The 26,413-nt window shown below is 71.6% G+C and carries 22 protein-coding genes; 9 read left to right on the top strand and 13 right to left on the bottom strand.

Annotation, left to right across the window (positions count from 1 at the left end; genetic code table 11):
* Window positions 1-8: 8 nt before the first annotated feature.
* From ACZ6C6_RS02990 to ACZ6C6_RS03000, 3 genes are all read right to left on the bottom strand, one after another.
* Window positions 9-836 carry an HAD family hydrolase gene (locus ACZ6C6_RS02990; protein WP_469198469.1) on the bottom strand — a complete coding sequence of 276 codons (828 nt, stop codon included), beginning with the start codon at window positions 834-836 and terminating at the stop codon, window positions 9-11.
* Window positions 833-3,268: a phosphoribosyltransferase gene (locus tag ACZ6C6_RS02995; RefSeq protein ID WP_469198471.1), complete on the bottom strand. Its 2,436-nt coding sequence runs from the start codon at window positions 3,266-3,268 to the stop codon at window positions 833-835. Before ACZ6C6_RS02995 ends, ACZ6C6_RS02990 begins: the two co-directional genes overlap by 4 nt.
* A 107-nt stretch (window positions 3,269-3,375) precedes the next feature.
* Complete coding sequence (locus ACZ6C6_RS03000) at window positions 3,376-4,539, bottom strand: HpcH/HpaI aldolase/citrate lyase family protein (RefSeq protein WP_469198473.1); 1,164 nt, start codon at window positions 4,537-4,539, stop codon at window positions 3,376-3,378.
* Window positions 4,540-4,760: 221 nt separating this feature from the next.
* Between ACZ6C6_RS03000 and ACZ6C6_RS03005 the strand changes: the two genes are divergently transcribed.
* A complete protein-coding gene (locus ACZ6C6_RS03005) occupies window positions 4,761-5,576 on the top strand; it encodes a TerD family protein (protein ID WP_469198475.1) in 816 nt (271 codons plus the stop codon).
* 6 nt (window positions 5,577-5,582) lie between these two features.
* On the opposite strand, the gene ACZ6C6_RS03010 is transcribed toward ACZ6C6_RS03005, so the two are convergent.
* The 6 genes from ACZ6C6_RS03010 to ACZ6C6_RS03035 form a co-directional block, all read right to left on the bottom strand.
* The gene (locus ACZ6C6_RS03010; RefSeq protein WP_469198477.1) at window positions 5,583-6,317 is read right to left on the bottom strand and encodes a TerD family protein; all 735 of its coding nucleotides are present in this window, start codon (window positions 6,315-6,317) and stop codon (window positions 5,583-5,585) included.
* Between the two features lie 153 nt (window positions 6,318-6,470).
* Complete coding sequence (locus ACZ6C6_RS03015) at window positions 6,471-7,598, bottom strand: DUF475 domain-containing protein (RefSeq protein WP_469198478.1); 1,128 nt, start codon at window positions 7,596-7,598, stop codon at window positions 6,471-6,473.
* Window positions 7,599-7,668: 70 nt separating this feature from the next.
* Entirely contained in the window at window positions 7,669-8,244 is a 576-nt protein-coding gene (locus ACZ6C6_RS03020; RefSeq protein WP_018103347.1) for a TerD family protein, read from the bottom strand.
* 158 nt (window positions 8,245-8,402) lie between these two features.
* The gene (locus tag ACZ6C6_RS03025) at window positions 8,403-8,978 is read right to left on the bottom strand and encodes a TerD family protein (RefSeq protein ID WP_026171553.1); all 576 of its coding nucleotides are present in this window, start codon (window positions 8,976-8,978) and stop codon (window positions 8,403-8,405) included.
* 149 nt (window positions 8,979-9,127) lie between these two features.
* Window positions 9,128-9,586, bottom strand: a complete 459-nt coding sequence (locus ACZ6C6_RS03030; RefSeq protein WP_469198480.1) for a peroxiredoxin — start codon at window positions 9,584-9,586, stop codon at window positions 9,128-9,130.
* A 201-nt stretch (window positions 9,587-9,787) separates the two neighbouring features.
* A complete protein-coding gene (locus tag ACZ6C6_RS03035; RefSeq protein ID WP_469198482.1) occupies window positions 9,788-10,225 on the bottom strand; it encodes a DUF3052 domain-containing protein in 438 nt (145 codons plus the stop codon).
* 540 nt (window positions 10,226-10,765) lie between these two features.
* On the opposite strand from ACZ6C6_RS03035, the gene aceE reads away from it, so the two are divergent.
* Entirely contained in the window at window positions 10,766-13,498 is a 2,733-nt protein-coding gene (aceE, locus tag ACZ6C6_RS03040; RefSeq protein WP_469198484.1) for a pyruvate dehydrogenase (acetyl-transferring), homodimeric type, read from the top strand.
* An 80-nt stretch (window positions 13,499-13,578) separates the two neighbouring features.
* Here the strand turns inward: aceE and ACZ6C6_RS03045 are convergent, their stop codons facing one another.
* Window positions 13,579-13,962 carry a peptidase inhibitor family I36 protein gene (locus tag ACZ6C6_RS03045; RefSeq protein WP_469198486.1) on the bottom strand — a complete coding sequence of 128 codons (384 nt, stop codon included), beginning with the start codon at window positions 13,960-13,962 and terminating at the stop codon, window positions 13,579-13,581.
* A 279-nt stretch (window positions 13,963-14,241) separates the two neighbouring features.
* On the opposite strand from ACZ6C6_RS03045, the gene ACZ6C6_RS03050 reads away from it, so the two are divergent.
* The 5 genes from ACZ6C6_RS03050 to ACZ6C6_RS03070 all read left to right on the top strand — a co-directional run bounded on the left by ACZ6C6_RS03050 (window position 14,242) and on the right by ACZ6C6_RS03070 (window position 19,630).
* Window positions 14,242-15,453 carry an alpha/beta hydrolase gene (locus ACZ6C6_RS03050; RefSeq protein ID WP_469198488.1) on the top strand — a complete coding sequence of 404 codons (1,212 nt, stop codon included), beginning with the start codon at window positions 14,242-14,244 and terminating at the stop codon, window positions 15,451-15,453.
* Between the two features lie 87 nt (window positions 15,454-15,540).
* Window positions 15,541-16,479 carry a DUF4429 domain-containing protein gene (locus ACZ6C6_RS03055; protein ID WP_469198490.1) on the top strand — a complete coding sequence of 313 codons (939 nt, stop codon included), beginning with the start codon at window positions 15,541-15,543 and terminating at the stop codon, window positions 16,477-16,479.
* A 22-nt stretch (window positions 16,480-16,501) separates the two neighbouring features.
* Window positions 16,502-17,731 carry a sensor histidine kinase gene (locus ACZ6C6_RS03060; protein WP_469198492.1) on the top strand — a complete coding sequence of 410 codons (1,230 nt, stop codon included), beginning with the start codon at window positions 16,502-16,504 and terminating at the stop codon, window positions 17,729-17,731.
* A 13-nt stretch (window positions 17,732-17,744) separates the two neighbouring features.
* Complete coding sequence (locus tag ACZ6C6_RS03065; RefSeq protein ID WP_469198493.1) at window positions 17,745-18,428, top strand: response regulator; 684 nt, start codon at window positions 17,745-17,747, stop codon at window positions 18,426-18,428.
* Window positions 18,429-18,577: 149 nt separating this feature from the next.
* Window positions 18,578-19,630, top strand: coding sequence for an alpha/beta hydrolase (locus tag ACZ6C6_RS03070; protein ID WP_469198495.1), 1,053 nt, complete (start codon window positions 18,578-18,580; stop codon window positions 19,628-19,630).
* A 16-nt stretch (window positions 19,631-19,646) separates the two neighbouring features.
* On the opposite strand, the gene ACZ6C6_RS03075 is transcribed toward ACZ6C6_RS03070, so the two are convergent.
* Genes ACZ6C6_RS03075 through ACZ6C6_RS03085 form a run of 3 tightly spaced genes read right to left on the bottom strand, consistent with a single transcriptional unit; the run spans window position 19,647 to window position 21,617 of the window.
* Window positions 19,647-20,093, bottom strand: a complete 447-nt coding sequence (locus ACZ6C6_RS03075) for a VOC family protein (RefSeq protein WP_469198497.1) — start codon at window positions 20,091-20,093, stop codon at window positions 19,647-19,649.
* Between the two features lie 46 nt (window positions 20,094-20,139).
* Complete coding sequence (locus tag ACZ6C6_RS03080; protein WP_469198499.1) at window positions 20,140-21,156, bottom strand: aldo/keto reductase; 1,017 nt, start codon at window positions 21,154-21,156, stop codon at window positions 20,140-20,142.
* Window positions 21,156-21,617: a MerR family transcriptional regulator gene (locus tag ACZ6C6_RS03085; RefSeq protein ID WP_164630260.1), complete on the bottom strand. Its 462-nt coding sequence runs from the start codon at window positions 21,615-21,617 to the stop codon at window positions 21,156-21,158. The genes ACZ6C6_RS03080 and ACZ6C6_RS03085 overlap by 1 nt, the downstream gene beginning before the upstream one ends.
* Before the next feature lie 91 nt (window positions 21,618-21,708).
* Between ACZ6C6_RS03085 and ACZ6C6_RS03090 the strand changes: the two genes are divergently transcribed.
* Window positions 21,709-22,524 carry a serine hydrolase domain-containing protein gene (locus tag ACZ6C6_RS03090; protein ID WP_469198502.1) on the top strand — a complete coding sequence of 272 codons (816 nt, stop codon included), beginning with the start codon at window positions 21,709-21,711 and terminating at the stop codon, window positions 22,522-22,524.
* Between the two features lie 143 nt (window positions 22,525-22,667).
* Window positions 22,668-26,405, top strand: coding sequence for a S8 family peptidase (locus tag ACZ6C6_RS03095; protein WP_469198504.1), 3,738 nt, complete (start codon window positions 22,668-22,670; stop codon window positions 26,403-26,405).
* The last annotated feature ends 8 nt before the right edge of the window (window positions 26,406-26,413 follow it).

A 26,413-nucleotide genomic window follows, 5' to 3' on the forward strand; every position in this document is an offset into this window, starting at 1 on the left:
CACGTGATTTACCGGGCTCCCGAGGCGCGCAGGAAGCGGCGCAGGATCTCCTCGCCCGCCGCCACGCCCCGTTCGGCGGTGGCCTCGATGTGGCCGGCGTCCCAGCCCGCGTCGGCGAGTTCGCCGTGGGCGGGGCGCCAGCCCTGGTCGGCGGCGAGGAGGAGGTCCGCGTCCAGGAGGGAGTCACCGGCGGCGAGGGTCTGTGTGGCACCGGTGCGCCGGGCGACCTCGCGCATCGCGGCGCTCTTCGTGAGCGGGCGCGGTACGGCGTAGATCTTGCGGCCCTGGAGCGATACGGTCCAGCCGCGCGGCTCCGCCCAGGCGGCGAGCTCCGTCGTCCAGTCCGGGGGCAGTTCGGCCCGGTCGACGACGAGGTAGGCGAACAGGTCCTCGGCGACGCGCTCCTTGAGCAGCCACGCGGGATCGGCGGTGGCGACGAGGTGGGCGCGGACCTCGGCGAGCGGGGCGCACTCGTCGGAGAGGCGGCGGGCCACGGTCCGCTGCCAGTCCGGGTCGGACTCGCCCTTCACCAGGATGTGGCCGCCGTTGGCGCAGATCGCGAACTCGGCCGGGGCGCCCGGGAGCCGGATGCGGTGGTACTGCTCGCGGGTGCGGGTGGTCGTCGGGACGAACACCGTGGAGGCGGCGGAGGTCAGGTCGGTGAGCAGACCGGCCGCGGTCTCGGTGACGTACGACAGTGGCTTGTGGTTGTAGACCTCGACGCACAGCAGCCGGGGCGCCCGTTCGTCCTCCATGGTGAGCTGGAGCGCGGCCGAGGAGTAGATGAGGGTGCGGTCGAGGTCGCTGGCGACGAGGGTGACCGGGGAGGCCGTCACGCGGACTCCACCGCCTTGCCGTCGGCGCCGGTCGCCCCGCGGGTGTACTTGGGGTGGATGAGGCCGACGCAGGTGTACGGCAGCGAGTCGACCTCCTCGACGGGTACGCCGCGCTGTCCGGCCAGGAGCCTGATGTGGTCGAGGTCCGGGCCGGCGCCGCGCCGGGCGAGGATCTTCCAGGGGACGCGGCGCAGCAGGACCCGGGTGGTCTCGCCGACGCCGGGCTTCACGAGGTTGACGTCGTGGATGCCGTACTCCTCGCTGATGCGCTCCACGGCCGCCCAGCCCTCCCAGGTGGGGGCCCGGTCGGCGGCCAGGAGCTCCTTCACCTCGGTGTCCACGGCGTCCTCGACCTCGTCGAAGCGCGCGGCGACCGTGTCGAGGAAGAGACCGGAGACATCGGCGCCGGCCAGTTCGCGGTAGAACTTCGCGCCGTGGAAGTCGTACGGCCCGACCAGGTCGGCGCGCAGGACCGTACGGGAAATGAGCCCGGAGACAGTGGAGTTGAGGCAGGCGGAGGGGATGAGGAAGTCCTCGCGGGTGCCGTACGTCCGCACACAGCCGCCCGGGTCGGCGAGCACCGCGATCTCCGGGTTGAAGCCCGTCACTCCCCCGGCCTTCTCGAACTCGGCGACGGCGGCGGCCAGTTCGCGGGTGATGGCGCCCTTGCCGGTCCAGCCGTCCACGAAGACGACGTCGGCCGGGTCGTGGTGCTCGGCGAGCCAGCGCAGCGCGTTGGCGTCGATGCCGCGTCCGCGCACGATGGAGACGGCGTAGTGCGGCAGGTCGAGGCCGCGCCGCGCCCGGGCCCAGCGGCGCATCAGCACGCCGACCGGCGTACCGGCCCGGGCGAGCGAGACGAGGACCGGGCGGGGGCCGCGCTCGGCGAGGACGGTCTCGGTGACCGTGCCCACGGCGCGGGCGATGCGGGCGGCCGACAGCGCGAGGGCGCTCTTGAACAGTTCCTGGTACTCGGCGGAGGGCTGGTACTCGACGGGGAGCGATTCCGCGTAGTGCGCGCCCCCGCTCTGTATCGCCTCCTCGCGCTCCTCCGTGGGCGCTTCGAGGCGGGTGTCCGAGAGGTCCTGGAGCAGCCAGCCGACCTCGTCCGGCGCGTACGAGGAGAACGCGGGGCCGCGAAGGGGCTCGGGCAGCTGCATGGGTGCTTCTTCCTGGCGTTCGGAGGCGGGTGCCCCCGGTACGTACGAGGGGATCACCGCGAGCAGGACCTGCGCGGTGTGCGGGGCGAGCCGGTCCAGCAGGCCGCCGGGGGCGTGCAGGGCCGGGGTGTCGGCGGCGGAGTCGACCACGAGGACGACGGCGTCGAAACCGCCGCCGGCCACGTTGTAGGCGTAGCGCTCGCCGGGGCCGTCGGCCGGGTTGTCGTGGGCCGGGAAGACCAGCCGGGTGCGTATCGCGTAGCCCGGGTCGTCCACGGCGAGGACCGGGGAGCGGGTGGTCGTGGAGTAGCGGACCTCGGCGTCGGTGCGCTCCTCCAGGGCGGTGGCGAGGCGCAGCGGCGCGTACATCAGCTCTTCGAAGCCGAGGACGAGGACGCGGCGGGGGCCGTCGCCGAGGGCCTGTGCGATGCGGTCGGCCAGGGCGGGGAGCGCGGGCTCCAGGAGGGCTCGGTGGGCCTCGGTGAAGCCGTGCCGCCCGCCGTCGGGGACGCCGGCGGGCCAGGGGAGGCCGAGGCGGGTGTGGGGGCGGGGGTGCGGGGGCCCGTCCTGGGGGGCTTCCCCGTCGGCCTCCTGCTCCGCGACCAGGGCCTGGCCCTTCTCCAGGACGCCGTCCGGGAGGGTGACCGTGCCGGTGTTGCGGGCCACCAGGTCGACGCGGGCTCCGATCTCGGCCGCGAACTCCGTGAGGCGGCCGCGGTCGGCCGGTGAGCGCATGTCGACCAGGGCGACGATGACGTAGTGGTCGCGGGGGTAGCGCTCGTGGAGGGCGCGGATCGTGTTGAGGACGGTGTTGCCGGTGGAGAACTCGTCGTCCACCAGGACCAGCGCCGAGCCGGGGCCGTCCGCCGCCAGCAGTTCCGGGTCCTCGGGGAGCAGCAGGTGCGAGGTGGCGTGCGAGTGGGCCTCCTCGAAGCCGCCCGCCCGGGCGACCCCGGGCACCGGCCTGCGGGTCGAGTGGAGGTAGGGCGCCGCACCGAGGCCGTCGGCGACCGAGTGGCCGAGGCCGGTGGCCGTCTCCGCGTAGCCGACGACGACCGCGCGGCGCGCGCCGTCCTCGCCGAGGAGCTCCCGCACCCGGCGGCCCAGCTCGACGCCGGCTCCGTACACGACGGAGGGGCGCTGCGGGACGTGCTTGCCGAGCACGTTGGAGACGAGCAGGTGTGCCCGCTTGGGGTTGCGCCGCAGGGCGAGGCCCAGCAGCTCGCGCAGCTCCCCGTCGCCCACCAGCCCGACGCCCAGTCGCTCCGCCACCCAGCTACCCGACCACACCACGTCCGTCGTCCCTCTTTCCACTCGCCTGTCGGACCCGGTGCCGTGCTCGGTGCCGGGTCCCTCTCCGATCGTCCCGCCGGTCCCCCTCACTCCGCGAGGCAGGCCGCCAGCAGGTCCACGAAGCCGACGTCCTCCCGGGCCACGCCGAAGACCTTGGCGCGCAGCAGGGTGCGCTCGGCCCAGGCCCGGTGGGGCTTCACCTCGTTCATCTTGTTCGTGTACGCGGAGCGCAGCACCCCGCCGCCGTTGCTCTCGGGCCGCAGGATGTCCTGGGCGTCGCTGAACTCTTCGTGACTGACCACGGAGAGTGCGTGCACGGGGGCGATGTGCGAGGGGTGGATGCAGGTCTTCCCGAGCAGCCCGTTGGCCCGGTCCAGGTCGATCTCGCGCAGCAGTCCGTCCAGGTCGTGCGCGATGAGCGCGGTGCGCAGCGCCTCGGCGCGGTTCTCCTGGAAGGGGCTGTTCCGCAGCTGCGGCTTGAACATGCGCTCCTGGCGGGGGAAGTACTCCCAGACGGGCCCGGTGACCGTGAAGCCCGTCCCGTCGGCCCGGCCGAGCACGTTGACGACGTCCGCGATGACATGGGCGACGATGCCGACGTCGTACGCCGTCATGTCGGGCGAGCGCCGCAGTCCGTAGGCGGAGCAGAAGTCCGTGACGCCGAGGCGGAGCGCGAGGACCCGGTCACGGTGCGCGGTGACGGTCTCGGCGATGCCCCGGAGGGTTTCGCGGCGGGTCTCCAGGTGAAGGAGCTCGGGCGATTCGAGCACGGGCATGGCGAAGAGCCTGCGGCCCGCGGCGGCCTCGGCCTTGGTCAGGGCCTCCATGAACGGGACGCCCCGGGCGCGCGTGAACTTGGGGAGCACGAAGCCGGACAGCAGCCGGACGGACGCGCCGAGCCGGCGCACCAGGTCGGTGATCTGGTCCGGTTCGCGGACCCGGATGAACAGCAGCGGCGGCTCGATGGAGCGCGCGTCCAGGTCGGCGAACTGCCGGACCAGGTTCTCCTCGGCCCCGGCGACCTCGGAGTCGTCGATCGAGTCCTCCAGGCACAGCACCATCGAGACGACTCCGCGCCCGGCCAGCTTGACGATGTCGTCGGCGAGCCGGGGGCGGGTGGCGGGGCTGTAGAGCGTGGCGCCGAGGGCCGCGGAGAGGACGGGGGACGGCGAGTCGGCGTCGAACGCACAGGGTTCCTGGAAGAAGAGCCCGTCCTTCGCAGCAGCCGCGACATGCCCGAAATGACGCATGCAATTCCCCCCGTACTCTCTGACCGACCGGACAACGTGTGGCCGGTAATAGTACGTACGAACGGGTGTCGGCAGTTCCCAGCCTGGGTGAATTCCTGGTGCCGTGACCGTTTCGCACGAATTTCAAAAGTGGCGGACTGGGTGAATCCGCCTGGCACCCGGGACACTGACTCCGCCCCCCGCGTTGTCCGCACGGGCGGCCAGCAGGCAGGATGACCGGCATGACGCACGCGATGGTGAAAGGCTCGAACGTCCCCCTCGACGCCCTGGCCGTACGGGCCGTGCTGCGCTGGACGCCGGGCGCCGGGGTACCCGATGTGGACGCCTCGGCCCTGCTGCTCGGCGCCGGTGGGCGCGTGCGCTCCGACGAGGACTTCGTCTTCTACAACCAGCCGCGCCACCCCTCGGGGCTGGTGCGCAGGCTGCCCAAGCGCAGCCTGCCCGAGGGCCTGACGGACACCATCGAGGCCGACCTGAACGCGCTCGACCCGTCGGTCGAACAGGTGGTCATCGCCGCGTCCTCGGACGGGGCCGCCTTCGGAGCCGTACGCGATCTGCGCATCCTGGTCTACGACGCCGCGGCGGCCGGCGGCGAACCGCTCGCCGTGTTCGATGTGCGCGCGGAGACCGGCGAGGAGACCGCGATCATCTGCGGCGAGCTGTACCGGCGCGGCGACGGCTGGAAGTTCCGGGCGGTCGGGCAGGGCTACCCCACGGGGCTCATCGGCCTCGCGACCGCGTTCGGCATCTCGGTCGACGAGGCGGAGCCCGAGCCCCAGCCGCCCGCCCCGGCGCCGCCCTCGGTCCCGCCCGCCCCGGCGCCCGTACCGGACTCGCAGGCGACCGTGCTGCACCAGCAGCCCTCGTACGGCTATCCGCAGCCGGCCACCCCGGCGCCGCAGCCCGCGTACGGCTATCCGCAGCCGGCCTCCGCGCAGCCCGCCTACGGCTATCCGCAGCCCGCTCCCGCCGCGGCGCCCGCTCCCGACCCGAATTTCGTGCTGCCTCCGCAGGGCCCGCAGTTCATACGGCCCTGAGGGCTCCTAGGTACGCGTCTTGTAGCCGCGCCCCCACTGCATGCCGAAGCCGTACATCCGGTCCAGTTCGGACTGGAAGCCGTAGACGAATTTCACCTCGCGCCGCACGATCAGCTCGTCCTTGATGTTCTCCACCGTGAAGACCGCGCAGGAGCGGGCCTGCGGGGCGCGCTCGTCCAGCTCGATCTCGATGCGCGGCCCGTTGCCCGGGTAGAGCGTCACCTTGGCGTGCGTACGGTCGAAGGCGGGCGTCTGGTCGTAGATGTAGACGAAGAACAGCAGCCGCTTGATGTGCTCGCGCTGATCGAGGTTGACGTAGAGCGTCTCGCCGGAGGGGGCGCCGAAGCGGTCGTCGCCGCTGAGCCTGATGTAGGGCGGCCCGTTCAGATCGCCGAGCAGATTGCCCAGGGGCTGCACCACGCCCCGGGTGCCGTCCGCCAGCTCGTACATGCAGCCGAGGTCCAGGTCGACATTGACCATCCCCTGGGTGTGCGCCTGGACGGCCTCCGGCTGGAAGAGCTTGAAGGGGCGCAGCAGCCGGCCGCTCTGCCCGGAGCGCCCCCCGATGTCCGAGGTGCGCATGCGCCAGGAGAGGTTGACGCGGAGGTTCCCGCTCAACGCCCCCTGCTTCGTCAGCGAGACCGTGGCGTGTCGCCGGGTGAGCACGATGGAGTTGGTGGCCGCGTTCCCCGACTCGAACTGTGTCTCCCGCCCCGGCCACAGGTTGTTCCAGAACGCCATCCCCGACCCCGCCCTCTCGGTCCTCACCCGTCGCACGCGGCGCGTACGACGCACGCACCACTGCGGGGCGGCTCCGGGCCGCCTCCGGGTGTGTCCCGGAACCGTTGCCGTACGAGCCGCCCCGCAGAGAGCGTTCCCTGAATTCCTACCGGGTCACACCCCGGCGGTCACTTCGCTCTGTCCTTCTTCCGCCTCCAGCGCCTTGTTGCGGCGTACGGAGGACCAGAAGGACCAGGCGATCAGGATGACGCCGACGAGACCGGTGATGATCTCGTTGATCTCGTACTGGATCGTGACGAGCAGGATGACGGCCAGCGCGCCGATCGCGTAGTGCGCGCCGTGCTCCAGGTAGACGTAGTCGTCCAGGGTGCCCTGGCGGACCAGGTAGACCGTGAGCGAACGGACGTACATGGCGCCGATGCCGAGGCCGAGCGCCATGAGCACGATCTCGTTGGTGATGGCGAAGGCGCCGATCACGCCGTCGAACGAGAAGGACGCGTCGAGGACTTCCAGGTAGAGGAACATGAAGAAGGCGGCCTTGCCGGAAAGGGCGATCGCGGAGATCTTCTTGCCGCTCTTCTTGGCCTCTTCCTCGGCCTCGTGCTCGCGCTCCTCCTCCTCTTCGAGCTTGTCCTCGAAGTAGCCGGAGAGTCCGCCGACGATGAGATACGTGATCAGACCGGCGATACCGGAGAGCAGGACGGTCTCCGCCTTGTCCACGTGCCCGCCGCCGTGCTGGTGGGCGTGGGTGGCGACGGTCATCGCGGAGATCAGCAGGACGATGAGCGCGATGCAGACCGACAGCATGTCGACCTTGCCGAGCTTGGCCAGCGGGCGCTCCAGCCAGCGGAGCCACTGGATGTCACGGTCCTCGAAGATGAAGTCGAGGAAGATCATGAGGAGGAACATGCCACCGAACGCGGCGATCGCCGGGTGGGCGTCCGTGACGAGTTCCTTGTAGCGGTCCGGGTCGTTGAACGAGAGATCGATGGCGTCGATCGGGTTCAGGCTCGCGGTGATGGCGACGATGACGACGGGGAAGACCAGCCGCATACCGAAGACCGCAATGATCACGCCGATGGTGAGGAAGATCTTCTGCCAGAAGGCGGACATCTTCTTCAGGATTCCGGCGTTGACAACGGCGTTGTCGAAGGACAGCGAGATCTCCAGGACGGAAAGGATCGCCACCACGCCGAAGGCTTCCCACCCCCCGTAGAACCACGCGGCCACAAGGCCGATCACGGTGATCGCGAACGACCACCCGAAGGTTTTCAGAAGCACTGGCTACCCCATCATGTATGTAACGGGTCTCCCCCGATGTGCACGGGGCTCCCCCGCGCCGTGCGCGGCTTTACGAAACGTTGACCCCGAAGTCTAGAGCGATGCCGCGAAGCCCCGATGCGTACCCCTGACCAACTGCACGGAACTTCCACTCGCCGTTGTAGCGGTAGAGCTCTCCGAAGATCATCGCGGTCTCCGTGGAGGCGTCCTCGGTGAGGTCGTAACGCGCGAGTTCCTGGCCGTCCGCCTGATTGACGACGCGGATGAACGCGTTGCTGACCTGGCCGAATGTCTGACCGCGATTGTCGGCCTCGTGAATCGAGACCGGAAAGACGATCTTGTCGCAGTGGGCCGGCACCTGCGTGAGGTTCACGATGATCGACTCGTCGTCGCCCTCGCCCTCACCCGTGAGGTTGTCACCGGTGTGCTCCACGGAACCGTCGGGGCTCGTGAGGTTGTTGTAGAACACGAACCACTCGTCACCGAGGACCCGGCCCGACTGGCACAGCAGTGCGCTGGCGTCCAGGTCGAAGTCGGCCCCCGTCGTGGATCGTGCGTCCCAGCCGAGCCCGACCAGCACCTGGGTGAGATTGGGTGCGGCCTTGGAGAGGGAGACATTGCCTCCCTTGGCGAGCGTGACGCCCATGGTGTGTCCTCCCCGAGTCTATGAACCGTCTTTGTACCGGACGGAGCCGCCGGCCGACCCCGTGCGACCGGAAGAACTGTCCGTCGAGCGCGTCCGGCGCCGCACGTGGTGCGGCGCCGGACGGGAATGCTGGTGCCGGGGCCGCGGCCCCGGGCAGGTCAGACGTTGACGCCGAAGTCCTGCGCGATGCCGCGCAGACCGGAGGCGTACCCCTGGCCGATGGCGCGGAACTTCCACTCCGCGCCGTTGCGGTACAGCTCGCCGAAGACCATGGCGGTCTCGGTCGAGGCGTCCTCGGACAGGTCGTAGCGCGCGAGCTCGCTGTTGTCGGCCTGGTTGACGACGCGGATGTACGCGTTGCGGACCTGGCCGAAGCTCTGCTGGCGGGTCTCGGCCTCGTAGATCGAGACCGGGAAGACGATCTTGTCGACGTCGGCCGGGACCGTGGCCAGGTTGACGTTGATGACCTCGTCGTCGCCCTCGCCCTCACCGGTGAGGTTGTCACCGGTGTGCTCGACGGAGCCGTCGGGGCTCTTGAGGTTGTTGAAGAAGACGAAGTTGCCGTCGTTGGCGACCTTGCCCTCGGCGTTCGTCAGCAGAGCACTGGCGTCGAGGTCGAAGTCCCCGCCGGTGGTGGTACGGGCGTCCCAGCCGAGACCCACGATGACCGCGGTCAGGTTGGGCGCGGCCTTGGTCAGCGAGACGTTGCCGCCCTTGCTGAGGCTGACTCCCACGAGTCCTCCCATTGGTTTCTTGGGGGCCGGCCGGTGCCGGCGCCTCCACGTCGTGTTGACATCCGATCAACGAGTGGATCCTAGTGACCGGTTCCCGGCCGAAACAGGCTTTCCGCCCCGGTTCGGCCCGCGATCCGCCCGGAGCCGGATCAGAGGGCGCCGAGCGCCTTGATGTAGTCGTTGAGGTCGCGCGCGTCGGGCAGGGCGTTGACGACCGTCCAGCGCACCACGCCCTCCTTGTCGATGATGAAGGTGCCGCGCACCGCGCAGCCCTTCTCCTCGTCGAAGACGCCGTAGGCACGCGAGGTCTCGCCGTGCGGCCAGAAGTCGGAGAGCAGCGGGTACTCCAGCCCCTCCTGCTCGGCGAAGACGCGCAGGGTGTGGATCGAGTCGTTGGACACGGCCAGCAGCTGCGTGTCGTCGTTCTCGAACGTGGGCAGCTCGTCGCGGAGCGCGCACAGCTCACCCGTGCACACGCCGGTGAAGGCGAACGGGTAGAACAGCAGCACCACGTTCTTCTCGCCCCGGAAGTCGGAGAGCTTCACGGCGCGGCCGTGGTTGTCCTTCAGCTCGAAATCCGGGGCCTGGGTGCCGACCTCGATCGCCATGAAAACGCGTCCCTTCGCTACGTCACCGGGCTGGGCTGTCCGGGTGACCCCCACCCTACGCAGACCCCCCGGGCGCCCGTGCGGCACCCGGGAAAGCTTCCCGCCCGCGGGCGGATCAAGCCAGTGAGTAACGGGGACACGGATGTACGAAGGCCCCCGGCCGGCGCGATGCCTGTCGGGGGCCCTCAGGGGTTGGTGGGGTCAGCGCTTGGCCTTGGCCGCTTTGGGCGTGACGAGACGGCTTCCCGACCAGTCCTTGCCCGCGTTGACGCTCTTGGTCTGGGCGAGCCCTGCGGTCTGGGCGGCCTCGTTGATGTCGCTCGGCTCGACGTATCCGTCGCGGCCGGTCTTCGGCGTCATCAGCCAGACCACGCCGCCGTCCTCGAGCAGACCAATGGCATCCACCAGCGCGTCCGTAAGGTCGCCGTCCTCGTCGCGGAACCACAGCAGGACGACGTCAGCGATGTCGTCGTAGTCCTCGTCGACGAGATCCTGGCCGGTAATGGCCTCAATGCCCTCACGGAGCTCCAGCTCGACGTCGTCGTCGTAGCCGATCTCCTGGACCACCTGTCCGGGCTCGAACCCCAGGCGTGTCGCCGGGTTGGTCCGCTCCTCCGCGTGGTCCGCGGTCGCGCTCACGGGTTGCCTCCTGATCATGTTTCGGAAAATGCTTCAGCCACGCGCGTGCGCGGGGCGCTGGCCGTAGTCCACACGGGAGCGGCGGATCGCGCAAGTACCCAGCGTGCGAGACCGCCTAAACGGTGACGATTCCGGTCACGTCGCCGTCCTTCAGGCAGCCTCCCTGCGAGGCCCCGCGCCCTCCTCCACTCCTGTCGTGTCCTACGTCCTTGGACAGCTTATGCCGTTTCGGTCCGGCATTCGGAGCCGAGCAGCTTTTGGGAACACTTGCACGTCTTGGGCGTATGGTTGCGTTCCGTCCCCTCTCATCCCGCCTGCCCCGTCCTGTCCGGCACCTTCTGCCTGCACCGATACCCACTCGACGGCCGTCCATCCGTCCCGGCGGAACCCGCCCGGGGACGCGTTCGCGGTTACCTTTCGGTAGAGATGACGTACGCGTTTCAGCGGTACACGATGGGGATGGCGTACTCATCCTCATGTCCGGGGGCAGGACTCCCGTAACAGGCCCCGAAGCGCAGCACCGAACAGCGAAGGAACAGCGTGGCTTCCGGATCCGATCGCAACCCGATCATCATTGGCGGCCTTCCGAGTCAGGTCCCGGATTTTGATCCCGAAGAGACCCAGGAATGGCTCGACTCCCTCGACGCCGCCGTCGACGAGCGAGGCCGTGAGCGGGCCCGCTATCTCATGCTCCGGCTCATCGAGCGAGCGCGCGAGAAGCGCGTGGCCGTGCCGGAGATGCGCAGCACGGACTACGTCAACACGATCGCCACGAAGGACGAGCCGTTCTTCCCCGGCGACGAGGAGATCGAGCGCAAGATCCTCAACGCGACCCGCTGGAACGCGGCCGTGATGGTCTCGCGCGCCCAGCGACCGGGGATCGGCGTGGGCGGCCACATCGCCACGTTCGCCTCCTCGGCCTCGTTGTACGACGTCGGGTTCAACCACTTCTTCCGCGGCAAGGACGACGGTCTGGGCGGCGACCAGATCTTCTTCCAGGGGCACGCCTCGCCCGGGATCTATGCCCGCGCCTTCCTGCTGGACCGGCTGAGCGAGGCGCAGCTGGACGCGTTCCGCCAGGAGAAGTCGAAGGCGCCGAACGGGCTGTCCAGCTATCCGCACCCGCGGCTGATGCCGGACTTCTGGGAGTTCCCGACGGTGTCGATGGGCCTCGGCCCGCTCGGCGCGATCTACCAGGCGCGGATGAACCGCTACATGGAGGCGCGCGGCCTCGCCGACACCGCGAACTCCCATGTGTGGGCGTATCTCGGCGACGGCGAGATGGACGAGCCGGAGTCGCTCGGGCAGCTGTCCATCGCCGCCCGCGAGGGCCTGGACAACCTGACCTTCGTCGTCAACTGCAACCTTCAGCGCCTCGACGGCCCGGTGCGCGGCAACGGCAAGGTCATCCAGGAGCTGGAGTCCCAGTTCCGGGGCGCCGGGTGGAACGTGATCAAGCTGGTCTGGGACCGGTCCTGGGACCCGCTGCTGGCGCAGGACCGCACGGGCATCCTGGTCAACAAGCTGAACACGACGCCGGACGGGCAGTTCCAGACGTACGCCACGGAGACCGGCGCGTACATCCGGGAGCACTTCTTCGGGGACGACCCGAGGCTGCGCGAGATGGTCAAGGACATGACCGACCAGCAGATCCTGCACCTGGGGCGCGGCGGTCACGACCACCGCAAGGTGTACGCGGCCTATGCGGCGGCCAAGGCGCACAAGGGCCAGCCGACGGTGATCCTGGCGCAGACGGTCAAGGGCTGGACCCTCGGGCCGAACTTCGAGGGCCGCAACGCGACCCACCAGATGAAGAAGCTGACCGCCGAGGACCTGAAGCGGTTCCGGGACCGGCTGCACATCCCGATCGCGGACAAGGAGCTGGAGGACGGCAACCCGCCGTACTACCACCCGGGCCGCGACTCGGAGGAGATCCAGTACATGCACGACCGCCGCAAGGGCCTGGGCGGTTACGTCCCGACCCGGGTGGTGCGTGCGAAGCCGCTGCCGCTGCCCGAGGACAAGACGTACGCGGCCGCGAAAAAGGGTTCGGGCCAGCAGTCGATCGCCACCACCATGGCGTTCGTCCGCATTCTGAAGGACCTCATGCGGGACAAGGAGATCGGCAAGCGCTTCGTGCTGATCGCGCCCGACGAGTACCGCACGTTCGGCATGGACGCCTTCTTCCCGAGCGCGAAGATCTACAACCCCCTCGGGCAGCAGTATGAGTCGGTGGACCGGGATCTGCTGCTCGCGTACAAGGAGTCGCCGACCGGGCAGATGCTGCACGACGGCATCTCGGAGGCGGGCTGCACGGCCTCGCTGATCGCCGCGGGCTCCGCCTACGCGACGCACGGCGAGCCGCTGATCCCGGTGTACGTCTTCTACTCGATGTTCGGCTTCCAGCGCACCGGTGACCAGTTCTGGCAGATGGCGGACCAGCTGGCGCGCGGCTTCGTGCTGGGCGCCACGGCCGGCCGGACGACGCTGACGGGCGAGGGGCTCCAGCACGCCGACGGGCACTCGCAGTTGCTGGCGTCGACCAACCCGGCCTGCGTGGCCTACGACCCGGCGTTCGGGTACGAGATCGCGCACATCGTGCAGGACGGTCTGCGCCGGATGTACGGGGAGAACAGTGAGGATGTCTTCTACTACCTCACCGTCTACAACGAGCCGATCCAGCACCCGGCGGAGCCCGCCGACGTCGACGTCGAGGGCATCCTGAAGGGCGTCTACCGCTACAGCGGCGGGGAGAAGGGCGAGATCCCGGCCCAGATCCTGGCGTCCGGTGTGGCGGTGCCGTGGGCGGTCGAGGCGCAGCGCATCCTCGCCGACGAGTGGAACGTGCGGGCGGACGTCTGGTCGGCGACCTCCTGGAACGAGCTGCGGCGCGAGGCCGTGGACGTGGAGCGGTACAACCTGCTGCACCCGGAGGAGGAGCAGCGTGTGCCGTACGTGACACGCAAGCTGTCCGGGGCGCAGGGGCCGTTCGTGGCGGTGTCGGACTGGATGCGGTCCGTGCCGGACCAGATCTCCCGCTGGGTGCCCGGTCCGTACCAGTCGCTGGGCGCGGACGGGTTCGGGTTCGCGGACACGCGGGGCGCGGCGCGGCGGTACTTCCACATCGACGCGCAGTCGATCGTGCTCGGGGTGCTCACGGAGCTGGCGAAGGAGGGGAAGATCGACCGGTCGGCACTGAAGACGGCGGTCGACCGCTACGAGCTGCTGGACGTGGCTTCGGCCGATCCCGGGGCCGCGGGCGGCGACGCGTAACGCAGGCGCGGAGACCGGCCCGGTGCGGGGCGGTGGGACCCGGGAGGGGTGCCGCCGCCCCGCGGCGCGTCCGGGCCCGGTCAGCTTTCCCACACCTTGAAGGCGCGCACCTGGTAGGGCGAGCGGGGCAGCCAGGTGCCACCGCCCGGGTACGTCTCGAACTCGCCGGTCTCCGCGCACTCGGCGGACTGGTAGGTGGTGACGGGCCGGCCGGTGCGGTTGGCCAGGGCCTGGGCGGCGGTGCCGGGTTTCAGCGGGACGCAGCTCTCGATGTCGATGGTGGACAGCTCATGGGTCTGCCGGGCGCCGGTGAAGTCGGGCTTCGCCCAGAGGCAGAGCTGCCCGCTCGCGCAGTCCCCCAGGGAGACGGGCGCGGCGGCCTTCGCGGGCGCGGTGGTCCCGGCGGGCGCGAGCACGAACAGGGTGGTGACGGCCAGGAAGGCCGCGGCAACGGTCGTACGCATGCGAGTTGAACCCCCGTGTGATGAAAGTGCTGATGCGGGTGTCCACCGAGGTGGATCTCCCGGCACCCACCCTGCTTCGTTACGCAGAGTAATCGGAAGGGTTGGAGGTCAGGTCCACTCCGAAAGGTGACGGCCCGCACAGAGTTGACGCGAAGGGCGCGGAGCGTGCCGCAGGGCCGCACAGAGGGTGAGGCAATCACCGTGTCCTTCCGCACAGTCGGGTGATGTACGTCACCCTGTCCCCGAACCGGCTCCACCCGTCTCCTAGGGTGGTCCGGAGTGACTTCCTTCGACTCCTCCCCCACGCTCACCGCCTGGCGCGCACTGCTCGCCGTCGCGGTCGTCTTCGTGATGCTCGCGACGACCGGCTGGACCGCCGTGCACCACCAGCGCTCCGGCGACTCCCGCGCACTCGCGCTGGCCGCCTGGGCCAAGGGGTCGATAGCGGGACAGCCGCTGCCGGACGCCGACACCCCGCCGTACAAGCTGGCGCACTTCTTCGCCACGCTGACACCGGCGCAGCGCGCACACCTCGCCGACCGGTACCCACTCGTCGTGGGGAACCTCAACGGCGCCCCGGTCACCACCCGTTACCGCGCGAACCGGCTGGCGATCGTGCGGGCGAGCGCGGTCGAACGCAAACGCGTCCACGACACCAGACTCTCCGCGTCCGGCCGCGCCGAGGCCCAGCACCGCCTGGACCGGTTCCGCTCGATGCTCGGCCGGGACCGCCACTTCCTGGCGTTCGACCCGTCGGGGCGCGGGCTCGCCGCCGAGGTGTTCGGCGACCTGGACCGGGCCCGGCGCATCTCGCTCGTCGTGCCCGGCGTCGACACGAATCTGCTGACCCTGGAACGCACCGGGCCCAAGACCAACGCCGCGCCCGTCGGCATGGCCAAGTCGCTGTACGCCGCCGAGCGCGCCGCGAGCCCCGAGGTGCGCACCGCCGTCATCGCCTGGGCCGACTACACCACGCCCGTCGGCATCGGCATGGACGCCGCCCTCGGCAACCTCGCCGAGCGCGGGGCGGTCCGGCTCGACGCGCTCGTCCGGGCCCTTCCGGGACCGGCGCCCGTCTCGCTGTTCTGCCACAGCTACGGCTCCGTCCTGTGCGGGGTCGCCGCGAGCAGGCTGCCCGGCCGGGTCGAGGACATCGCGGTGGCCGGCAGCCCCGGGATGCGGGCGGACAACGCCGGCCAGCTGCACACCCGGGCGCACGTGTGGGCGATGCGGGACAGCGGCGACTGGATCGAGGACGTGCCGAACCTGGAGTTCGGGGGCCTCGGCCACGGCGCGGATCCGGTGGACCACGACTTCGGCGCCCGGGTCGTCTCGGCGGACGGCGCGGTCGGTCACAGCGGATACTTCGAGCCGGGCACCGAGAGCCTGGACAACTTCGCCGCGATCGGTGTTGGCGCGTACCCATCGGTGACCTGCGCACCGGCCGACGCTGCCTGCAACGACGGGGTGTACGCCAACTCGACAGCCTGACGCGCGTAGAGACACCGCGTCCGTGCTCCGGAAGCGGTCGACTCCGAGAGGGGACGGGGCGGGCAAGTGCCGCATACGATGAGGCGCATGGGTGATGTGCTGGCCGGAATTCATGCCACCTGGGAGTTCGACGCCGACTCCGTGCTCATCCGCTACGAACGGGGTATCCGCACGCCGAGACTCCTCCAGAGCCTCCGCGAGCGCCGCGTCCCGCACGCGGCTCTGTCATCGGTGACGCTGACCCCGGGCAGGCGGGGCACGGTGGTGCTCCGTGCCGTCCCGCGCCCCGGCGCCGACCCGCTCGTCGAAGCCGCCGCCGGGCAGCTCAAGGACGGCTGCGACCCGTACCGGCTGGTGCTCCCCGCCGCCCGCGAGACCCTGGCCGAGTACTACGCGGACGAGCTGCGGGCCTGCCTCGGCGCGGACGCGGGCGAGCCCGCCGACCGTTTCCTGGTCGCGGCCCCCGAGGCCCCGATGCAGTTCAAGGCGTACGACGGGCGGGCCGGCTTCGACGGTGAGCGGATCTCGTTCCGCTGGTTCTGGACGGGTGCCTCGTCGGAGAAGTGGAAGGCCGGCGACCAGACGTTCCCGGTGACGGATCTGTGCGGGGTCGAGTGGCGCTCGCCGGAGGGCCTGGAGGGCTATCTGCGGCTGCTGCCCAAGGGCTCCGACGCCGCGGCCCACGCGTCCGGAGGGCTCTCCGGCCCCGCGACGTCCGGGACGGCCACCGGCGTCCAGCCGGTCATACCCCGGCCCGCCCGAGCCGATCAGGACCCCGCGGCGGTGATCTTCGGGCTCGGCTACGGCCCGGTCCACGAGTCGCTGCCCTTCGCGGCGGCCGTCCTCGAATCCGTACGCAGGAAGCAGTCCGCGCCCCCGGCCGCCGCTCCCCTCACCGCCGCCGCGCGACGCGACCCGGCCGACATCGCGGAGCGCATCCACCACCTCGGGGAACTGCACCGGGCGGGGCTGGTGACCGACGAGGAGTTCAGCGCCAAGAAGGCGCAGCTCCTGGCCGAGCTGTAACCGGCAGTCGGCAGCCAGCGAGATGACCGAGCCGATACCCGCTCCCGCCCCTGCGCACACGGCCGTTTCGCGGCGCTGGACGAGCTTCCTGCCGCAGGCCGCCGCCATCGCGCTGACGGTGCTCTTCCTCCCCGTCACCCTGGCCAATCTCCTCGATCAGTACGGGCTCGGCGGCGCGGCCGCCACCACCCTCGCCGTCACCCAGGCCGGGCCTCTGCTGCTGATGGCGCGCCGGCCGCTGTGGGCCTGGTGCATCGTCTTCCCGGCGGACATCGCGGGCGCGCTGGTGATCCTGGGGCAGCCTGCCCACGAGTACGACGTGTGGCCGTGGCCGCCCGCGCCGCTCGTCGCCTGTCTCTTCCTCCTTCTCGCGCTGGCTCTGCGCCGGTCCAGGCGGGTGCTCGTCGCCGTCTGGCTGGCGACCGGGGCGGCGAGCCTCATCCTCCATCTGGTCCGCGCGGACCGGAGCAACGGCACCGCGCTGCTGCTGCCCCTGCTCGCGGCCGTGGTGCTGGTGATCGGCGCGGCGGTACGGGAACGGCGCGTCGCGCAGCGCCGCCTCGCCGAGCAGGAGACCGTCAGCGAGGCGGAACGCGCCCGGCGGACGCTGCTGGAGGAGCGGGCCAGGATCGCCCGGGAGCTGCACGACGTGGTCGCCCACCACATGTCCGTGATCACCGTCCAGGCGGACTCGGCGCCCTACCGGCTGCCGGAGCTGTCGGACGAGGCCTGCGAGGAGTTCGGGTCGATCGCGGCGAGCGCCCGGGAGTCGCTGGCCGAGATGCGGCGGCTGCTCGTGGTGCTGCGGGGAGACGGTACGGAGAGCGAGCGGACCCCGCAGCCGGGCATCGACCGCCTGCAGCAACTGGTGGAGGCGACGGTACGGGCGGGGCTTCCGGCCGAACTGTCGCTGGCCGCCGACCTGGGTGACGTACCGTCGGCCGTCGACCTGTCCGCGTACCGGATCGTTCAAGAGGCGCTGGCCAACGTGGTCCGGCACGCGCCGGGAGCGCGGACGCGGGTCTCGGTCGCCTCGGACGGCGAGCAGTTGACGGTGCTGATCGTCAACGAGCCGCCGGAGCAGCGGGTTTCGCCTCTGGAGACGGCCGGAACGGGCCACGGTCTGGTCGGGATGCGGGAGCGCGTACGGTTGACGGGCGGCTCACTGGACGCCGGGCCGCTGCCGGACGGGGGGTTCCGGGTCGCCGCGCGGCTGCCGCTGTCCCCGGCCGGGCCCGAAGACGCCCCCTGAGTCCGGAGGAACCGTGACCATCCGTGTGATCATCGTCGACGACCAGGCCATGGTGCGGGCGGGCTTCGCGGCCCTGCTGGCGGCTCAGGCCGACATCGACGTGGTCGGTGAGGCCCCGGACGGGCGCCAGGGCGTCGACGTCAGCCGCCGGGTCCACCCGGACGTGGTCCTGATGGACGTCCGGATGCCCGAGATGGACGGCCTCGCGGCGGCCCGCGAACTGCTGGACCCGCCACCGGGCGTGGTCCATGTGCCCAGGGTGCTGATGCTGACCACGTTCGACGTGGACGACTACGTGTACGAGGCGCTGCGGGCCGGGGCGTCCGGCTTCCTGCTGAAGGACGCGCCCCCGGCCGACCTGATCGCGGCGGTCCGGGTGGTGGCCGCGGGCGACGCGCTGCTGGCGCCCTCCGTGACGCGCCGTCTGATCGCCGACTTCGCCAAGCAGGGGCCGTCGGCGGCGGCCCGGGGCGGGGCGACGCTGCGGCTCAACGGGTTGACGCCACGCGAGACGGAGGTCCTGGAGCTCATCGCGCGCGGCCTGTCGAACCAGGAGATCGCCGCGAAGCTGGTGCTCGCCGAGCAGACGGTGAAGACGCACATCGGGCGCGTCCTGGCCAAGCTGTCCCTGCGGGACCGGGCGCAGGCGGTGATCTTCGCGTACGAGGCGGGGCTCGTCGTCCCCGGCTCCGCCTGACGGCCCGCCACGCCCCCTACCCAGGTATCACACGGCAGTTGGCCCCCCGGTGTGACGCCCGCGCACCCACCGCCTTCCTACCTTCCTCCCGTCGCGCCGAACGGCGTGCGGGGACCGGCCGGCCGGGCCGGAGAGGGAGGGCGGGGCGGATGCGACGTTACGCGAGGACCCTGGTCGCGGCCGCGCTGGCGGTCACCGTGGTGTCGGGGACGGCGGGCTGGGTGTCGGGCAACGCCCAGCAGGCGGTCACGGGTCCGCCGCCGGGCACGGCGTCCTGGCGGGCCGACCGCAGCCTGGGCCGCGAGCTGCCCGATCCGGAGCGGGACTCGCCCGCCGAAGTGGCCCGGTTCTTCGCGGGGTTGAGCGAGGCGCGGCAGCAGGCCCTGGCTGTCCGGCACCCGCTCGTCGTCGGCAACCTCGACGGCGCCCCCGTCGCACTGCGCTACCGGGCCAACGCCCTTGCCCTGCAAGCCTCGCACGACCCCCGTTACGCCCACCTCGCCGAGGACCCGGCCCGCCGCTTCCTGGCGTTCGATCCGCGCGGCCGGGGCCAGGTCGCGGAGGTCTTCGGCGATCTGGCGGCCGCCCGCCGGGTGTCCGTGGTGGTGCCCGGCTCCGACATCGACGCCGGAACCTTCGACCGTACGACCGACGTGTACGGCACCCCGGCCGGGATGGCCAGGTCGCTGCACGCCCGTACCGGGCCGGGCACCGCCGTCATCGCCTGGGCCGGGTACACCACACCGGTGGGCCTCGGGCTCGACGCCGCCCGGGGGACGCTGGCGGAGGCCGGTGCCGCGCGGCTGACCCGGTTCACGGACGGGCTGGAGGCCGCCGGGACGCCCGTCACCACGGTGTTCTGCCACAGCTACGGCTCGGTCGTCTGCGGCCTGGCCGCGCACCGGCTGCGCGTCGCCGACCTGGTGGTCCTCGGCTCGCCCGGGATGCGCGCGGACAGCGTGGCCGGTCTGCGCACCGGGGCGCGGGTCTGGGCGGCGAAGGACCCCGGCGACTGGATCGGCAAGGTCCCGCACGTCGAGTTCGCCGGGCTCGGCCACGGCGCGGACCCCGCGTCGCCGGGGTTCGGCGCCCGGCGGGTGCCCGCGGACGACGCGGCGGGGCACACGGGCTACTTCGCGCCGGGCACCGAGTCGCTGCGGGCGTTCGCGTCGATCGCCGAAGGCGCGGACGCCCGGGGCTGACCCGGGGGAACGGTCCCTAGCTCTTCCCGCCCAGCTCCTCCGCCAACCCGACGATGACGCCGTCCGGGCCGCGCAGGTAGCAGAGCAGGTAGCTGTCCTCGAACCGGGCGATGGACCCGACGAGTTCGCCGCCGAGAGGACGGAGCCGGGCGACGGTGTCCTCGATGTCGTCGACGGCGAACATGACGCGGTGCGTGCCGATCACGTTGTGCGGCCGGTCGCGCGGGGCGTCGATCGGCGCGGGGGTGAGGTACTTCGCGAGTTCCAGGCGGCTGTGCCCGTCCGGGGTCCGGAGCATGGCGATCTCGCAGTGGGTGCCGTCGAGGCCGGTGCACTGGGCGGCGAAGCCGCCCTGGACCTCGCCCTTGCCCTCCAGCTCCATGCCGAGTTCCCGGAAGAACGCGATGGCCGCGTCCAGGTCCTCGACCACGATGCCGACGTTGTCCATGCGCTGGATCGCCATGCCGGTGTCTCCTCGCTCGGTTGCCTCGTACGGACGCTACCCCGCGCTACTCGCGTGCGAGGGACGTCAGGCTCATGTCCTGGTAGCGGTCGCCCGCGACCCGACCGGCGATCGGTTCGAGGAGGGCGAGCTCGTCGTCGGTGAGCGTGAGGCGGGTGGCGCCCACGTTCTCCAGGAGGCGGTGGCTCCTGCGGGTGCCCGGGATCGGGACGACGGTGATGCCGTGGACCTGGGCGCGCTGCTGCACCCAGGCGAGCGCGACCTGCCCGGCGGTCGCCCCGTGGGCGGCGGCGATCTTGCGGACGGGCTCCAGGAGCGCCGCGTTGGCCTTCGCGTTCTCGCCGGTCATGCGGGGCTGCGAGGCCCGGAAGTCGCCCGGGGCGAGCTCCTTGCCCGCGTCCGCGAAGGCCCCGGTGAGGAAGCCCCGGCCCAGCGGCGAGTACGGCACGACCGTGACGCCCAGCTCCGCGGCGGCGGCGAGCGCGCTGCGCTCCACGTCCCGGCTGAAGAGGGACCACTCGGACTGGAGGGCGGCGATCGGGTGCACGGCGTGCGCCTCGCGCAGTTCGGCGCCGGTGACCTCGCTCAGCCCGAGCTGCTTGACCTTGCCCTGCTGGACCAGCTCGGCCATGGCGCCGACGGATTCCGCGAACGGGACGGCGGTGTCGTGGCGGTGCATGTAGTAGAGGTCGATGACATCGGTGTCCAGGCGGCGCAGGCTCGCCTCGACGGCCTTGCGGATGTACGCGGGGCTGTTGTTGACGCCCCGGTGGTCGGGGTCGTCGGCGCGCCGCTCGATGCCGAACTTGGTGGCGAGGGTGATCTCGTCGCGGTGCGCCCCGACGAACGGGGCGAGGAAGGTCTCGTTGGCGCCGCTGCCGTAGATGTCGGCGGTGTCGAAGAGGGTGACGCCCGCCGCCAGCGCCGTCTCCAGCGTCTCGCGGGCCGATGCCTCGTCGGTGTCGCCGTAGAACTCGCTGATGCCCATGCAGCCGAGGCCCTGGACCCCGACGCGGGGGCCGCCCCGGCCGAGTTCGACGGTGGCGATCTTGTTGTCAGTCATCAGGCACTGGGCCCTTCCGGCGCCCCACGGGCGCCCGCATAGAAGTCGATCTTGTAGTCCAGCACGGCCAGGGTGTCCTGGAGCTCCGCGATCCGCGTCCTCACGTCGCGGCGGGTCGCCTCCAGCAGTTCCTGCCGTTCCTCGAAGGTGTGGTCGCCCTCGCGTATGAGCTCGGCGTACCGGACCATGTGGGCGACCGGCATCCCGGTCAGACGCAGCTTGGTGACGAAGGCGAGCCAGTCGAGGTCCCGGTTGCTGAAGCGGCGCTGGCCGGTGTGCGACCGGTCCACGTGCGGCATGAGTCCGATCCGCTCGTACCAGCGCAGGGTGTGGGCGGTCAGGCCGGTGAACGCGGCGACCTCGCTGATCGTGTAGCGGTCCTGCCCGTCGGGGCGCGGATGCGCCGAGGGGGCGGAGGCGCAGATATCGGCCCGGGTCGAAGTGGTCTCCATCACCGTCATGCCTCCACGCTATGACGTTGGAGTGCACTCGAAGCAAGCAACACCGGGTGCGGTTTCCGACAGGTGGGACCTGGAATCTACTCTCGTACGCATGCAGAGCCTGGCGATGATCGAGAACTGGCCCGTCCCCACCGCCGCGGCGGCCGTCGTACGAGCGGACGGCACGGTCGCCGGTACGCACGGCCCGACCGCGCACCGCTTCCCACTCGCCTCCGTCACCAAACCGCTCGCGGCCTACGCGGCGCTGGTGGCGTACGAGGAGGGCGCCGTGGAGCTGGACGAACCGGCGGGTCCCGAGGGCTCGACCGTGCGCCACCTCCTCGCCCACACCAGCGGCCTCGCCTTCGACGAGCACCGGGTGATGGCCCCGCCCGGCAACCGGCGCCTCTACTCCAACGCGGGTTTCGAAGTGCTGGGCGCCCACATCGCGAAGGCCACCGGGATCCCGTTCCCGGAGTACGTCCGACAGGCGGTCCTGGAACCGCTCGGGATGACCGCGACGACCCTGGACGGCTCGCCCGCCAAGGACGGCGTCTCCACGGTGGACGACCTCGCGCGCTTCGCCGCCGAGGTGCAGGCCCCCCGCCTCCTCGACCCGCGCACCGTGCTCGCCGCGCAGACCGTGGTCCACCCGGGCCTGAAGGGCGTCCTTCCCGGCTATGGCCACCAGAACCCCAACGACTGGGGCCTCGGCTTCGAGATCCGCGACTCCAAGTCGCCGCACTGGACGGGTGCCGCCTCCTCCCCCGCGACCTTCGGCCACTTCGGGCAGTCGGGCACCTTCCTCTGGGTCGACCCGGCCGCGGGCGCGGCCTGCGTCGCGCTCACCGACCGGGCCTTCGGCCCGTGGGCGGTCGAGGTGTGGCCGTCGTTCACCGACGCGGTGCTGGCGGAGCTGGCGGGCTGAGGGGGCCGCGCCCCCGCGTGTCCCGGCCGGGCCGAACCGGCACGGCCCACGCGCCCGCCCACCGCTTGACGAGCTCACGACATGACGCAGTCCCGCCACGGTGACCGGGGTTGCCGGGGTGTCCGGCCGCGCAGACCCCTTCCATGACGCGACCAAGACACAGTCTCCGGCATCTCCCGGCGGCGACCGCCGCCGCGCTCGCGCTCAGCGGTGCGCTGCTGGTCTCACCGCCCGCCTGGTCGGCCGACGGCACGGCGACGGCGGGCACGGCGCAGGCCCCCGACGCGGCCGGGCAACCCGTCCACGACATCACCCTGGTCACCGGGGACGTGGTCCACTACACGGACCTCCCCGGTGACCGGGACGACGTCACCGTCGACCGGGCGCCGGGCGCGCGCGGCGGGGTGAGCGTGCAGAGCTACGGCCACCACACCTACGCGATCCCGACCGAGGCGATGGGGCTCATCGCCACCGGGAAGCTGGACGTCGAGCTGTTCAACCTCACCGGTCTGGTGGCCATGGGCTACGACGACGCCCGCTCCGGCGGCATCCCCGTCATCGCCACCGCGCCCGGGGGACGCGCCGCCGAGCCGCCCGCCGCGCCGGACGGGACCTCGCAGGTGCGCAGGTTCGACGCGGTCGACGCCACGGCGATGAAGGCCGACACCGGGCACGGGCGCGCGTTCTGGAAGGACATCGCCCCGGCCGCTCCCGCGAAGGCGCGCGGGTTCGACGCGGGCAGCGGCATCGGCAAGCTGTGGCTCGACGCCAAGGTGGAGGCCGCGCTCAGCGACTCGGTCGCCCAGGTGCGCGCCCCCGAGGCGTGGGCCAAGGGGTTCGACGGGACGGGCAGCAAGGTGGCCGTCCTGGACACGGGGATCGACGCCACCCACCCGGACCTCAAGAACGTGATCGCCGCCGAGAAGAGCTTCGTACCGGGTGAGACCGCCGACGACCGGCACGGGCACGGTACGCATGTGGCCTCCACGATCGCCGGGTCGGGAGCGGCCTCCGACGGCAAGGAGAAGGGAGTCGCCCCGGGCGCGAAGCTCTACGTCGGCAAGGTGCTGTCCGACACCGGCGAAGGCAGCCAGTCGGACATCCTGGCCGGGATGGAGTGGGCCGCGGAGCAGGGCGTCGACGTGGTGTCGATGAGTCTGGGCACCAACAGTTCGTCCGACGGCACGGACCCGCTCTCGCAGGCCATCGACCGGCTCTCCGCCGACGGCGGCCCGCTGTTCGTGGTCGCCGCCGGGAACAACATCTCGGTCGGCTCGATCGGTTCGCCCGGTGCCGCGGCCTCGGCGCTCACGGTGGGCGCGGTCGACCGGCGCGATGCCCGGGCGGGCTTCTCCAGCCAGGGGCCGGTCGCGCGCTCGTACGCCATCAAGCCGGACATCTCCGCGCCGGGCGTGGGCATCAGCGCGGCGGCGGCGCACCCGGCGGAGGGCGCGTCGATGTACCAGTCGATGAGCGGCACCTCGATGGCCACGCCGCACGTGGCGGGTGGTGCCGCGATCCTGCACCAGGCGCACCCGGACTGGGGCGCGGACCGGATCAAGAACGTCCTGATGTCCACGTCGAAGAAGCTCACCGGCCTGACGCCCTATCAGCAGGGCACCGGGCGCATGGACGTCGCGGCGGCCGTGGAGTCCACGATCGAGGCGCCCGGCTCCGTGCCGGCCGCCGCCTTCAAGTGGCCGAACGCGGACGCGGCACCGGTCGACCGCACGATCACGTACCGCAACACGGGGACCGCCGACGTCACCCTGGACCTGAAGACGGACACGACCGGCTCGACGGTGTCGCTGTCCGAGCCGTCGGTGACCGTCCCGGCGGGCGGAACGGCTGCCGTCACGCTCCGGATCGACCCGACGGGGCTGCCCGTCTCCACGCCCACGACCCTGCTGTCCGGGCTCGTGACCGCGGTGGACCACGCGACCGGCGAGACCGCCGCGCACACGGCGTACGCCCTGTTCAAGGAGCCGGAGGCGTACGACTGCACCATCGAGCTGACGGGCCGGGACGGGAAGCCCGCCACCGGTACGGTCGCGCTGACCTTCCCCGGCAACCAGGCACCCGGTTTCGTGGAGGTCTACGGGAAGACCACGCTGCGCCTCCCCGCGCGCACCTACAGCGCCTTCGGCTTCCTGGACGTGAACGGTGACGGTCCGGACGCCCTCGGCATGGCCGTGCTCGTCGCCCCGGACGTCGCCGTCGGCCCCGGCCACAGTGACGCGACGGCGCGCCTCGACGCCACGAAGGCCCGCCGGGTGAGCGCCGTCGCACCGCGCGAGACGGAGAACGCGCAGACGGTCGTCCAGTACCGCCGCAGCCTCACGGGCGGGGGCGCCATCGGTTCGGCGTTCGTCCTGGACAGGGCGTACACGGAGCTGTACGTCTCGCCCGCCTCGCAGACCGAGGACGGCGTCCAGGACCTGATGGTCCACTGGCAGCTGCGGCAGAAGGCCCTCGACGCCACCACGCTCACCGGCCACTCCGTCGAGCTGACCGGGCAGGACGGCACCGCCCACCACGACGGCCACCGACTGCTGCGGACCGTCTACGCGGGCTCCGGCACCCCCGCCGACTACGCCCGGCTGAACGCGAAGGGCCGCGCGGTCATCGTGGACCGCGGCACGTCGAGCCCCGCCGAGCGGGCGCGGGCCGCCGCCGACGCGGGGGCCGCCGTGCTGATCACCGTGGCCGGGCAGCGGGGGCGGCTGTACGAGACGTACGGCGACAGCCACGGCCTGACGCTGGCCAGTACGGGCAGCGCGGACGGGGCGCGCCTGATCGGGGAGGCGAAGACGGGCTTCGGCGTCCTGAGCCTCGACGAGCACCGCTACCCGGAGTATCAGTACGACCTGCTCCAGTACCAGAAGGGCTCGATCCCGGACCGGGACCTGGTCTACCGCCCCGGCACCGGGCAACTGGCCCGCGTGGACACGTCGTTCTACGCGCTCCGCAAGGACGCGGGCACCCGCGAGGGCATCGGCCACCGGCTCCTGACGCCCGCCTGGGGCCAGGGCGTGGGCGGTACGCAGAAGGAGGGCTACCCCGGCACGCGCACCGACTACATCACGCCCGTGCCCGACGGCCTCGGCGTGTGGAACGAGGATCACCGGTTCACCCTGAGCTCCCTCGGCGCCGACTCCGTACTGGAGGTCGCTCCGGGGCGGACGTACACGGCGGGCGAGCGCTACCCCGGTGAGTGGTTCAAGCCGGTCAACGCGCCCCGGTTCGGCGAGGGGCTGTGGCGGCCCAGCCGTACCAGCAACGGCATTTCGTGGAACGTGCCCGCCTGGTCCGGTGGCTCGGACGGGCACATCGCGCGGTCGCCGGGCGGTACCGCGTCCTCCGAACTCCGGCAGGGCGGCGAGGTGGTGGCCAAGGGCGCCTACGCGGGCTACTCCACCGGGCTGCCGGGCGCCGAGCAGGAGTACACGCTCTCGCTCAGGACGGACCGCGACAACGGCACCTGGGCCGCGTCGACGGCCACGGACACCACCTGGACGTTCCGCTCGGCGGCCCCGCCGCAGGGCACGCCCAAGAAGGAGATCCCGGTCCTGGACCTCGGCTACGACGTCGACACCGACCTCCTCGGCCGGGTCCGCGCGGGCAGCCGGGTGGAACTGGGGCTCAGCTCGTCCAGCTACACCAGCGGGGTCGCGGCGACCGGGGCCACCCTCCAGGTGTCGTACGACGACGGAAGGACCTGGCGGCCGGTGACGCTGAAGCGGTCCGGCGACGGGGCGTGGCGGGCGGCCCTCGCCACTCCGCTCGGGCGGGGCGGCTGGGTGTCTTTGCGGGCCACCGCCCAGGGGCCGGACGGGCTGAAGGTCAGCCAGGACGTCATCCGGGCGTTCGGCCTGAAGTAGCCGCGGCG

This window comes from Streptomyces sp. NPDC041814 (genome assembly GCF_055590565.1).